At 45.2% G+C, this 11518-nt stretch carries 10 protein-coding genes, 1 tRNA gene, 1 other RNA gene and 1 pseudogene; 11 read left to right on the forward strand and 2 right to left on the reverse strand.

The genetic code is table 11. The annotated features are described in order from the left end of the window. Nucleotides 1–16: 16 nt before the first annotated feature. The 5 genes from cpcA to J7545_RS02835 all read left to right on the forward strand — a co-directional run bounded on the left by cpcA (nucleotide 17) and on the right by J7545_RS02835 (nucleotide 5167). A complete protein-coding gene (gene cpcA / locus J7545_RS02815; RefSeq protein WP_318701613.1) occupies nucleotides 17–505 on the forward strand; it encodes a phycocyanin subunit alpha in 489 nt (162 codons plus the stop codon). Nucleotides 506–620: 115 nt separating this feature from the next. After that, nucleotides 621–1463, forward strand: a complete 843-nt coding sequence (locus J7545_RS02820) for a HEAT repeat domain-containing protein (RefSeq protein ID WP_318719106.1) — start codon at nucleotides 621–623, stop codon at nucleotides 1461–1463. Nucleotides 1464–1514: 51 nt separating this feature from the next. Next, complete coding sequence (locus tag J7545_RS02825) at nucleotides 1515–2153, forward strand: HEAT repeat domain-containing protein (protein ID WP_318701615.1); 639 nt, start codon at nucleotides 1515–1517, stop codon at nucleotides 2151–2153. A gap of 141 nt (nucleotides 2154–2294) precedes the next feature. Further along, a complete protein-coding gene (locus J7545_RS02830; protein ID WP_318701616.1) occupies nucleotides 2295–3743 on the forward strand; it encodes a cache domain-containing protein in 1449 nt (482 codons plus the stop codon). Next, nucleotides 3722–5167, forward strand: coding sequence for an ATP-binding protein (locus J7545_RS02835; protein WP_318701626.1), 1446 nt, complete (start codon nucleotides 3722–3724; stop codon nucleotides 5165–5167). The genes J7545_RS02830 and J7545_RS02835 overlap by 22 nt, the downstream gene beginning before the upstream one ends. A gap of 56 nt (nucleotides 5168–5223) precedes the next feature. Here J7545_RS02835 and J7545_RS02840 read toward each other — a convergent pair whose 3' ends face one another. After that, nucleotides 5224–7233 carry a flavin-dependent dehydrogenase gene (locus J7545_RS02840; protein WP_318701618.1) on the reverse strand — a complete coding sequence of 670 codons (2010 nt, stop codon included), beginning with the start codon at nucleotides 7231–7233 and terminating at the stop codon, nucleotides 5224–5226. A gap of 135 nt (nucleotides 7234–7368) precedes the next feature. Here J7545_RS02840 and J7545_RS02845 point away from each other — a divergent pair, with 135 nt between their 5' ends. The 6 genes and pseudogenes from J7545_RS02845 (at nucleotide 7369) to J7545_RS02865 (ending at nucleotide 10639) form a co-directional block, all read left to right on the forward strand. After that, nucleotides 7369–7617, forward strand: coding sequence for a hypothetical protein (locus tag J7545_RS02845; protein WP_318701620.1), 249 nt, complete (start codon nucleotides 7369–7371; stop codon nucleotides 7615–7617). A 31-nt stretch (nucleotides 7618–7648) separates the two neighbouring features. Continuing rightward, an RNA gene (rnpB, locus tag J7545_RS02850) (RNase P RNA component class A) lies at nucleotides 7649–8029 on the forward strand. A 73-nt stretch (nucleotides 8030–8102) separates the two neighbouring features. Beyond that, nucleotides 8103–8174, forward strand: a pseudogene (locus tag J7545_RS23880) (4-Cys prefix domain-containing protein); the annotation flags it as partial. 39 nt (nucleotides 8175–8213) lie between these two features. Next, nucleotides 8214–9932 carry a protein kinase domain-containing protein gene (locus J7545_RS02855; protein ID WP_318701628.1) on the forward strand — a complete coding sequence of 573 codons (1719 nt, stop codon included), beginning with the start codon at nucleotides 8214–8216 and terminating at the stop codon, nucleotides 9930–9932. A gap of 141 nt (nucleotides 9933–10073) precedes the next feature. Then, nucleotides 10074–10466 carry a PPC domain-containing protein gene (locus J7545_RS02860; protein ID WP_413038647.1) on the forward strand — a complete coding sequence of 131 codons (393 nt, stop codon included), beginning with the start codon at nucleotides 10074–10076 and terminating at the stop codon, nucleotides 10464–10466. Between the two features lie 100 nt (nucleotides 10467–10566). Next, nucleotides 10567–10639 (forward strand) — tRNA-Phe (locus J7545_RS02865). Between the two features lie 361 nt (nucleotides 10640–11000). Here J7545_RS02865 and J7545_RS02870 read toward each other — a convergent pair. Continuing rightward, nucleotides 11001–11210, reverse strand: a complete 210-nt coding sequence (locus J7545_RS02870) for a hypothetical protein (RefSeq protein WP_318719107.1) — start codon at nucleotides 11208–11210, stop codon at nucleotides 11001–11003. Nucleotides 11211–11518: the final 308 nt, after the last annotated feature.

The following is an 11518-nucleotide window of genomic DNA, read 5'->3' on the forward strand; positions in this document are numbered from 1 at the left end:
GGAAGATACATCAACAATGAAAACCCCTCTGACTGAAGCAGTTTCTGCTGCAGACTCCCAAGGTCGCTTTCTGAGCAACAGCGAAATCCAAACCGCATTTGGTCGCTTCCAAAAAGCTAATAATTACATTCAAGCAGCTAAAGCCTTGACTCAGAAGAAAGACCAGCTCATTAACGGAGCGGCTCAAGCGGTGTATAACAAATTTCCTTACACCACTCAAATGCAAGGTCCAACCTATGCTTCTTCTCAAACGGGTAAAGACAAGTGCGCCCGTGACATCGGCTACTACCTGCGGATGATTACCTACTGCTTAATCGCTAATGGTACTGGCCCCATGGATGAGTATCTGATTGCTGGTATCGATGAAATCAACCGGACTTTTGAACTGTCCCCCAGTTGGTACATCGAAGCGCTGAAATACATCAAAGCTAATCACGGTTTAACCGGAGAAGGTGCTACCACCACTAACGGCTACATTGACTATGCCATCAATGCTTTAAGCTAATTATTGCTTGAGCAATAGGGCCCGGAACTTTAGATAGGTGAATGTCAAAAGCTGACATCTGTTTAGAGTTCCGGGCATAGTTGTGTTTAAATGTCTTGTCTTTCTATCCCTGGCCATGATTAATTCCCCCTCATCCAGTTCTGGAGCACCTCAACTGACGGTAGACCAGGCCATTACTAATCTACTCCAGGGAGACCAAGGAGAGCGATATTATGCGGCTTGGTGGCTGGGGCGGTTCCGAGTCAAAGAACCGGAAGCCATTGATGCCCTGGTGGCGGCTTTAGAAGATGAAAGCGATCGCACTCCAGAAGGGGGCTATGCTCTACGACGCAATGCCGCCCGTGCCCTGGGTAAACTGGCGGAACCGAGGGTCGTTCCGGCATTGGTAGAATGCCTCCATTGCCCGGATTTCTATGTCCGGGAAACAGCAGCCCAAGCCCTAGGAGAACTTGGAGAAGATCTCGATCTGGGCCACTTTGACGCGGCTATTCCAGAACTTTTAAACCTGCTCGAAGGTGGACTAGAGGCAGCTCAACCCATTCCCGGTTGTCCCCATCTGGCTCAACCCTACAATGCCACAATCGAAACCCTGGGAATTTTAGGGGTGAAAGCAGCCATTCCCTACATTGAACCCTTTCTCAATCATCCCTTAGCAATCGAACAATACGGAGCTGCCCGTGCCCTCTATCAGTTAACGGGAGACCGGAAATATGGCGATCGCCTGGTGGCGGCTCTGCAAGGAGATAAACTCCAACTGCGCCGCGCGGTTCTGTCCGATTTAGGCGCGATCGGTTATTTACCTGCTGCTGAGGCGATCTCCCAAACCCTAGCCGAAAATAGCCTCAAACTCATTTCCCTCAAAGGACTCTTAGAGCATCATCTCCAAGCCAGCGATTCTCAAGAGTCTCCGAGCCAAACGGCGATCGACCTCATGATACTCATGGACTCTTTGCTCTAACAATTTTTAATTTCTAATTTCTCATTTTTAAATTTCTCATTTTTAATTGAAATGTCCCCTCTATCCAGCCTTCTAGAAGCCGTTGACAAAGCCGACTCTTCCGATACCCTGGTTGATGCCGTCGAACAGCTCGCTGCTGCCCAAATCACTGAAGCTGCCCCTACCCTCATTCAAGTCCTCAGTTTCAACAACCCTGGAGCCGCCGTTGCCGCTGTTGATGGCTTAATTGCCCTCGGAGATTTAGCTGTCAATGACCTGTTGGAACTTCTTGATGACTATAACTACGGGGGGCGAGCTTGGGCGATTCGTGCCCTGGCTGGAATTGGCCATCCTCAAGCCTTAGAAACTCTCCTCGACGCTGCTGTGAACGACTTCTCGATGAGTGTCCGTCGCGGAGCTGCCAGGGGACTCGGTACGATCCAATGGTACAAAATGCCTTCTGCTGAAGTAGCTGCTGCTCAACAACAGGTCATGAAAACCCTATTTCAAGTTACCGCAGATCCAGAATGGGTCGTGCGCTATGCCGCCGTTGTCGGGTTAGGCTCTCTGAGTGAAACAGTCGATCCAAACCTCCACGAACCGATCTTCAATCACTTCCAGCAGCTTACCCACCAGGAAGAAGAGCCAAGTATTCGCGCACGCATTCATTGGGCTATGGAGTCCAGGAAAAATCCTGTAGGGGCGGGTTAACCAACATTTAGGCAAAAAAGAATCCATCTTGTCAATCCACCTCTCCACCAAGCATTAATCAGGGTGTCAATTTATTACTTTTGGCATAACATCAAATCATGATTTGACTATTTTCTTCCTGTAAGCGTTTGGACTTTTGAGATGAATCCGCCTAAAACTAAATGGTATATGAGCTTAAACTTCCAGGTATTAAGCGGTTTAGGGATTTTCGCTTTTGGTCTGATTGGCAGTTTTATACTTACGATTAACACGGAAGGCAAAAGTTTATTTTTTACTGAATCCTCTCGTCTAATTCAACAAACCGGCGATCGCGCCATCTCCGATTTAGATTCTCGGTCTAGAGAAGTTGCTGCTCTGACTCGACTCTTAGCTCTGACCGCAGAGCAATTACCCAAATCTGTCACAACATTCAAAAATTTTATCCCTACCATCATTGACTTTCAAGAAGATTTAGGAATCGCTGGAGGAGGCATTTGGCCAGAACCTTATGCTTTTGATTCACAAACTCAAAACCGGAGTTTTTTTTGGGGTAGAGAATTAGATGATACGTTAATTTATTATGACAACTATAATCAATCCGGATACCATAATGAAGACTGGTATGTGGTCGCCCCCTATCTAGAACCAGGTGAATGCTTCTGGAGTCGATCCTATGTCGATCCGTTTTCTGAACAACCCATGGTTACTTGCACAGTGGCAACTCAGGATAATGGCAAGTTCTCTGGAGCCGTAACTATCGATGTTAGATTGGAAGATTTACAAAAATTTACCGAGTTATGGCAGAAAGAAACCAGTGGTTATGCGTTTATTGTAGATCGTGATAACACATTTATAAGCTTTCCGGATATCCAATTAGTTAAACAAGTTAAAGCAGGAAATAATTCTAGAAATAAAAGTAATATAGAATTCATTTCAGTTTCTGATTTTGCTACATCACAGACTCTATTTTTGCCGATTGCAGAAGCTCTAGAAAGTGTAAATCAGGAGATTTTAGGAAAAGCCCATAAGATGCCGAAGTATAGTCATGAGATAGTAGAACAACTTCAGCAAGCCAGTCCACAAATTGATTTTTATAAAGCTGAACTAATTACTACTGTACTTTTCGATCCTTTACATTCACAAACCGAATCAACTCGGCTGTTACGGAAATTCTATATTGAAGACGATTGGTTGCTGCAAGAAAAATCTATTGTTTATATCTTTCACATGCCCAAAACATACTGGAAGTTGATCGTAGTCAAACCTTTTTCTGAATCGGTTTCGGTTGCATCTTCTATTGCACAATTTCTAATTAACCGGGCAGTATTCATTGTCGCTCTAGGAGTATTTATTGCTATATTTATTGTTAAGTTTAGATTGCTTTCTCCTCTTGAAAGTCTAAGTAAAGCAGCCCAGAAAATTGAAGATAATGCGATCCAACTTTCTGAAAGTCAGTGGAGTCAAGAATTGCCCATTAAACGACAGGATGAACTAGGAGAACTAGCTCGTTCTTTTGACCATATGGCGAAACAATTACAAGCCTCATTTAGTGCAATCAAAAAAACTAATCTTGAACTAGAACCGCTCAACTGGCACAAGCGAAAGAAGTAGCAGAATCAGCCAACCAAGCCAAAAGTGACTTTCTAGCTAATATGAGCCATGAACTGCGGACTCCCCTTAATGGAATTCTCGGTTATACCCAAATTCTACAACGGGCTAAAACCTTAAGTCAAAAACATAGAAAAGAACTTGAGATTATTCATCAATCCGGCTCTCATTTACTGACCCTGATCGATGATATTTTAGATTTGTCAAAAATTGAAGCTCGTAAAATGGAGATTGTCCCCAAACATTTTCACTTTCCTTCGTTTCTCGACAGCATTGTGGAAATCATTCGGATTAAAACAGAGCAAAAACATCTGGGACTATCTTACCAAACCGACCCCCATTTGCCAGAAGGAGTTTATGCCGATGAAAAACGTCTGCGTCAGGTTTTACTCAATCTTTTAGGTAATGCAGCTAAGTTTACAGAAATAGGGAGTGTTATATTTACTGTAACTTGCGAACATTTGAGCAACAAAATTCGCTTTGATATCCAAGATACTGGAGTCGGAATGACGGCCGAACAATTAACCAAAATTTTTCTCCCGTTTGAGCAAGTGGGTTCGAGTTTCAAGCGCTCTGAAGGGACGGGATTAGGATTAGCAATTAGTCGTAAAATTGTGGAAATGATGGGAGGGAAAATTGAAGTAACCTCGGTTTATGGTCAAGGAAGTCAGTTCTGGTTTGCGATGGAGCTACCGGTTTCTGAGGAGTGGACAAGTGGGGCAACGAGGGTTGAACGAGGTAAGATTGTTGGGTATGAGGGCGATCGCCGTAAATTGCTCATTGTTGAGGATCGAGATGTCAATCGACAGGTGGCGATCGCCGTCTTAAGTCCTCTGGGGTTTGTCCTTGAAGAAGCTGGCGATGGTGAAGAGGGTTTAGAGCGTATGGTAACCTTTCAGCCCGATCTGGTGATTACTGATTTGGCAATGCCCGTGATGGATGGTTTTGAGTTTGTACGCGAGCTTCGGCGATCGCCCCAAGAATATGGAATATCATCACCAAGAATGGGTTTGCCAGTTATTGCCTCTAGTGCCAGTGTTTCAGAAGCAGATCGAGGGCAAAGTTTAGAAGCCGGATGTGATGATTTTTTACCGAAGCCCGTAGATTTTGAACAGTTACTGATTTGCTTGCAAAAGTACCTACATTTGACATGGGTTTATGAGCAGGATGGACAGAGTACAGATAAACAAGCTTCTAGCCAACAGACTGAGTGGATTTGGCCTTCCTCAGAAGAATTGGGAGAATTGTATGAGGCAGCAACCATTGGAGACTTTACTACATTGGAGTCAGAAGTCAATCGTTTGCGCGAGCTAGATCGGGATTATGCTGTATTTTGCAATCGTCTCAATCAACTGGTCGATGAGTTTGATGATACTGAAATTGTCAAACTTCTCAACGAAAGAGTCAGTTTTTCATCAGCAGAATAAAGTAGTTTATAGGGCTGAACAACTGATATTGTAACTGAGGGCATAGAACAGGCGGACTATCGATGGTTTAAGTCTTGAATGGCTTGTCCCCAATTACCGGAGAGACTGTAGTTTAAACTTAAAATCTTTAACCATAACCCTGGATAGCGATCGCCCATCCACCCCGCACACCATTGACTAAACTGGGGAAACCAGGGACGCAATAGGGCGTGAATAAAGGCTTTGGTGGTAAAACTGGTGTACGTGGATAACCATCGCAACATATCTTTTGCTCCAGCTAATTCCCAGATCCACAGCAATAAGGCGGGATTTTTGACGGCTGCTTTTAAGGCTAATCGATTAAATAAGAGCCAAGTCGTGCGATCTTTGATAAAAGTATCGGCCACTTCTGGAGGTTCATCCGCCAATAACCCGAAAAATGTATTTAACATGGCGTTAATGAGCTGGGGTTGAATATGACGATGGGTGGGAACCATCATCCCCTTAGAAAACAGCCAGGTGACGGCAGTATTATCTTGATAAGCGCGAATGGCAGCTAGATCTTTGCTGGTGAGTCGATCGTACTTGAGCGCTACATCCAGAAGAGCGGTTAAGCGGGGTAGATTGCGCACCAAAGAGCCAAACCCAGTAAAGACGAGAGGAGACTGAAGGGAGGCTGCATCGCCGATCGCCAATACACGATTGCTGGCTACCTTGCGATCGCTATTTCCTAAACTAAAATGACCGGGAATATAGCCAAACGTCGGCTTTTTCCACACCAATTTCTCCAGATCGCAGCGCCGATATTCAGGTAAAATGGTGAAAAAGTCCTCATACATTTCCAGCAACGAACCGGGATTATCCGGATGCACTTGATGGTAATGAAATAGATAGAACGTTAACTCCTGACCTGCACCAGGGAATAACTCCCAAATCAACTGTCTTCCCCGAGAAACATCTCCATGGCTATTCAAAACATCCCCATAATCTGAATCCCAAACCCCTGGTTCAAACCCGCCATCAATCATCGCCCCCACGGTAGGACAGACACTATCAAACGCCCGATTTCCATTCAACTGCCAGGCAATGGGAGAAGCCGTCCCCATGGCATCAATCAGCAGGCGACCTTGCACTTGGGATGTTTCCCCAGTTCCCAAATGCTTTAAAGTTAACCTGACTCCATTATCTGCCACTTCTGCATATTGAAATTCGGTTTCATCCCGAATTTCACCACCAGCTTTCAGTAACTTCTCGCCACAACTGCCCAACAACTTATCCGAGGCCATGGCAATATTCAAGACCTTGGGCGTATGCAAAACTTTGGCTTTCAGATTCTCCGGATTATTACTATCAAAAAACTTATTAAACCCGTCTACATATTCCCGGGCAATTAAGTTTTCAAATTCTTCTTGAGTAAACAATCCTAACTCAATTAACTGGGCGAATTCATCCCTAGAAATATTCCATTCCCGATTCATCCGACCATAGGGCAAACGTTCGACCAATAACACCCGATAGCCTCGTGCTGCCATGAGTGCAGAATGAATGGCTCCTAATGCACCGCCAATATAAATTAAATCGTAGGTATTCTCCTTAGATAAAGGGGTTTCTAAGGGGCGAATGACAGGAGTTGGAATCTGGGGCTTGCGCACATTTTCCCGCCATCGTTTTTCCCACCAATACACCCGGTTGAGGTCATATTCTCCCCTGGGCATTTTCTGGAAATAATGTACCGTTTGTGGATAGTAGGGCGCTAAGGCTTCAAAAATAGACTGTTTGGATAAATCGATTTCTGGGGGTTCCGGGTATTCATGGGGAAATTGTCTCTGAAGCTGGTTTTTTAGGTGATTAATCACTCGTCCCTCTTGGGGAATGGGAGTGTTTGACCAACGGAAGAGTTTGAGGTAAGTGGTGCGCTGAACTGACCAAATGAATATTGACAGAGGGTCTCGTTGAGGGAAATGGAGTCTAAAACCATCTGGAGTGAGGAACTTTTCGCCGATGGGGGGGTCGTACTGCTGCTGTAACCAAGTCAGTACGCTAGAGGTATTGGGTTGGGGAATTTCTAAATAAAGGAGTTCTTGCATCGGTACTTCTACAAAAAATATCTTGACAAAATCAAAAAATATGTTATTATCGCGATTACGTGATTAAAATAATGTTACAAAATTTTACATTATTCTCACGATCTCTTCAACTGATTAAAACGGATTCAGATAACGATGAACTACCCGATTCCACAGCATTCTCAAGATATCATAGCCTTGCGCCACAAGCCTGTAGATGAGGAAGTCGTGGCAGCGGCGATCGCCGGAGTCATTAATATTTCCCGTTCCCAAGGTCAATCCTTAGACGATCTCAAGGAAGAAATTTTAGCAGATGATGGCTTTTTGGATGCCTCGCAACGCAGTTGGTTAAGTCATGTACTGGCAGAGGCATGGCATTGTTCAGAATTGGGGAAATTATATTAGAACCCCGTATTTAGATAAACTAATAACAGGGAAAAGTAAGGGAGGGCGTTGCAGATCGAGGGAACTCGGTCTGAGGAAAGTCCGGACTCCCGAAAGACCAAACTTGCTGGGTAACGCCCAGTGCGAGCGATCGTGAGGAGAGTGCCACAGAAACATACCGCCGATGGTGCATTAAGCATACAGGTAAGGGTGCAAGGGTGCGGTAAGAGCGCACCAGCAGTATCGAGAGGTGCTGGCTCGGTAAACCCCGGTTGGGAGCAAGGCAGATGGAACGAAGGTTGGTCTTTTACCTGTTCCAGGATTATGAACCGCTTGAGGCATTTGGCAACAAATGTCCCAGATAGATAACTCCCCCCAAGATCTCTTTAGGAATCTTGGAGAACAGAATCCGGCTTATGACTTACTTTTCCCCCTTTTTTGGGGTAAGTTTTGAAGGGATAACTGATGCCACGGAAATCTAAAGGATTGTAATTATTAATTGATCCATGAGCTACTGTCTCAACCCAGAGTGTTCGCAACCCCAAAATCCACTATCTACCCAATTTTGCCTCAATTGTGGGTCAGCACTGCGGTTGCTGAAAGGACGCTATCAGGTGATGCGATTAATTTCGAATACCAGTGGATGCGCTCGCACGTACTTGGGTCTGGATCGGGAACGGGGGGAGGCAAAATGTGCGATTAAACACTTGGTTTCCCTGCCGGACTTACAAGGGAATGCGGCTCTGTATGAAAAGGCGATCTCCCTGTTTGAACAGGAAGCCGAACGGCTGACGAATCTGGATGCCCATCCCCAAATCCCCAGTTTATGGGACTTTTTCCAAGAAGAGAACCAACGCTATTTAGTCCAAGAGTTTATCCCTGGACAGAATTTAGCCCAATGTTTGCAGCAAAATGGCCCGTTTACAGAGGCTCAAATTAGGAATCTACTCCAAGGACTCTTACCGGTACTGCAATTTATCCATAATCGTCAGATTATACACCGGGATATTAAACCGGCAAACCTGATGCTCCGACAGGGGCTAGAATCAGCTCCGGAAGGCTTTGTCCTGATTGATTTTGGTATTTCTAAGCAATTGGCCCAAACGGCGATCGCGCAAACGGGAACGGTCGGGATTGGCACGCAAGGCTACGCCCCCTTGGAACAGATGCTCACAGGTAAAACCTATCCAGCCAGTGACTTATATAGTTTAGGGGTAACCGGTTTATGTCTGTTAACGGGAGTGGAACCTGATCGCCTCTATGATCCCAGTCAAGGACGCTGGTTATGGCGCGAAACCCAATTACAGGGGAATCCCATCAGTGAAAACCTGGGGGGAATTTTGGATAAACTGACTCAGGTGGCGATCGGCGATCGCTATCAATCTGCCCAAGCAGCCCTCAATGACCTCAACAGTAGTCCCTATAACCTGCCCACGATTACTCAACCTTCAGAAGACGATCCCGAATTCCTGGACGCACCGCCCCTAGTTGTGGCTAAACTGGGGCCAGCTAACTATCGCACTCTGAATGAAGCGATTAAAAACGCCCTTCCTTATACGATCGTTAAAGTCCGTGCCGGTTTTTATGCTGAAAGCTTACGAATTGATAAACCCTTACAAATTATGGGTGAAGGAAATAAGGAAGATATTATTATCGAGAGTCAATTGGCCCCTTGCGTGCGAATGGAAGGCGATCGCGCCCTGATTCGGGGTGTAACCTTTCACTACCGCAACTGGACACAAATTCACCGCGCCGATCGCCTCGGTCGCTTCATGGGTCAACGTCTCCATAGTCCCTACGCCATCTCTATCACCCATGGCAACCTCACCCTGGAAGAGTGTACTATTCACGGGAGTGGACTGGCTAATATTTACATCAAAGGAAAAAATACGAACGCCACTCTACGTCGATGTGAAGTGACTGGAGATTCCCAATATGGAGTTTGGATGACACAAGATAGCCGCTCTAGCCTAGAATTTTGTCAGATTTATGGCCAGACGATTGGTGTTAAAAGCGATCGCCATGCTGAAGCGAACTTAGAACATTGCCAGATTTCCCAAATGACTGGCGAGGGGATTCTAGTGTCTGAAGCCGGTCACGGTAGTGCGTCCTTCTGTGAGATTTTCCAAAATGGTGGGCGAGGTGTACACATCAAAAAACAAAGTAATCTGAGTTTGAAACAATGCCGGTTATATGGCAACCAAAAACAAGGGATTTATGTTACTTCTAATGGTGCAGGACCCATCGAACAATGCGACTTGAGAGGGAATGAAGGCGGCCCATGGTGGATTGCTCCCCGGTGTGCAGTAGCTCGTCGCGGTAATATTGAAACCTAATCAGAACGTGAGATAATATTGGCGATTACTTGAAAGCGTAGTTTAAGATATTCACAGAAAATCCATCAGTTGACTTGATGTTTCATGCTTAACTCTTTAGCTACCCCAAGTAGCGGTATTCGTTTCGTATTCAGCCTGTTGATGGCGATCGGTCTTCAGACAGCAGCTCAGGCCCAATCAGCAATTTATAATCCCAAGCCATTACCTACGAGCAATGAAATTACTGATACCCTCTCGCAAAAGGATATTCCCACTGGCCAAGGGGGATTTGCACGCGATTACATGGTCAATTTGAATGAAGGGGATAATGTAGTCGTTGACCTGCATTCCGATCAGTTTGATACCATTGTCACCCTACTGGGTGATGATGGCACCACCATTGCTGAAAATGATGATGGCCCTGATGGCAGTACCAATTCCCTGCTCTTTGCCCGGATTACCAAGTCAGGGACGTATATTGTACGGGTACGTGCCTTTGGTGAAACGGCTGGAGGTCAGTTCAACTTGAAGTTAACTCGCTTACGTCCGATTTAGGATAGAAGGGAAAGGCGATCGCCTTTCCCTCAGAATTTTTTCCTCAGGGTATTGACAACTAAAAGAATTTAGTGTTAGCTTAGTAAAGCATTCAAAATAAGCCGGGATAGCTCAGTCGGTAGAGCAGAGGACTGAAAATCCTCGTGTCGGCGGTTCAAGTCCGCCTCCTGGCATTCAAAAACATACGAGTATACCATTCTTTCACAGCCGACACGAGGATTTTCAGTCCTCTGCTCACACATATTTCACACAAACTCACCATAGCATCCCCAAAGTGAATGGGTAAAAGATAGGTCAAGTGAAATAGAAAAAAATATGGATGAAAGCATTGCCATAGAATTTCATCAATAAACCAATCACATGACCATCACATAAGCATCACATGACCATCACATAAGCATTCCCTATGGATAAAGAGAGAGTCATAAGGTGTGCTAAAATAGATATATATCCAAGCTGGAGACCCAACTAGGGTAACCAAAGAAGATATATATCCATCGACACTCCATGGGCTGGCATGATCGGAGAAGAAAATTAAGGGTGACAAGCAGGACATATATCAATTGACTCGCCTTGACCCGGCATGATCGGAGAAAAGAGCCAACAGACTCCAGCCAATTGCATTCCTCCAAGGGTATTAACTTTGGTAATACCCTTCCACTCAGAAGGAATATTTTTCCACAACTTAGCCCTAGAAGTTTTGAGAGAGTCAGGATAGAGAATACCCACAACATCTGTTGCCACCCATTCAGGAACTTCAGGTATTGATCGGTACAGCGAAGAGCTAGCTCTCATGAGCAGCCATCTACTTCGCTCTATCCTCTGCACTTAATTGCTTTGTCGCTGGAATTGTTATAAGGATACCAAATTCGTTTTAATTGGTTTGTCGCCCTTAAAACCCATACCTGAAAAGCGTTCTAGCCATCCCCAGAAATACGCAATTCAGAGATGGCACGGTATCCGTTATTCTCTCCGTTCTAGTTCGTCAGAGCGATAGTGGTAAGTTCCATTCCAATCCTCCTCCATTGCTCCTATCTTCACCTGGCTTCCCC

Origin of the sequence: Roseofilum sp. SBFL (assembly GCF_017746885.1) — a bacterium.
GTDB lineage: Bacteria > Cyanobacteriota > Cyanobacteriia > Cyanobacteriales > Desertifilaceae > Roseofilum.

Bases quoted from the DNA above. Each gene is read 5' to 3' on its own strand.
- cpcA (WP_318701613.1), top strand. From the start codon at position 17: ATGAAAACCCCTCTGACTGAAGCAGTTTCTGCTGCAGACTCCCAAGGT.
- J7545_RS02820 (WP_318719106.1), top strand. From the start codon at position 621: ATGATTAATTCCCCCTCATCCAGTTCTGGAGCACCTCAACTGACGGTA.
- J7545_RS02825 (WP_318701615.1), top strand. From the start codon at position 1,515: ATGTCCCCTCTATCCAGCCTTCTAGAAGCCGTTGACAAAGCCGACTCT.
- J7545_RS02830 (WP_318701616.1), top strand. From the start codon at position 2,295: ATGAATCCGCCTAAAACTAAATGGTATATGAGCTTAAACTTCCAGGTA.
- J7545_RS02840 (WP_318701618.1), bottom strand. From the start codon at position 7,233: ATGCAAGAACTCCTTTATTTAGAAATTCCCCAACCCAATACCTCTAGC.
- J7545_RS02845 (WP_318701620.1), top strand. From the start codon at position 7,369: ATGAACTACCCGATTCCACAGCATTCTCAAGATATCATAGCCTTGCGC.
- J7545_RS02855 (WP_318701628.1), top strand. From the start codon at position 8,214: ATGCGATTAATTTCGAATACCAGTGGATGCGCTCGCACGTACTTGGGT.
- J7545_RS02860 (WP_413038647.1), top strand. From the start codon at position 10,074: ATGGCGATCGGTCTTCAGACAGCAGCTCAGGCCCAATCAGCAATTTAT.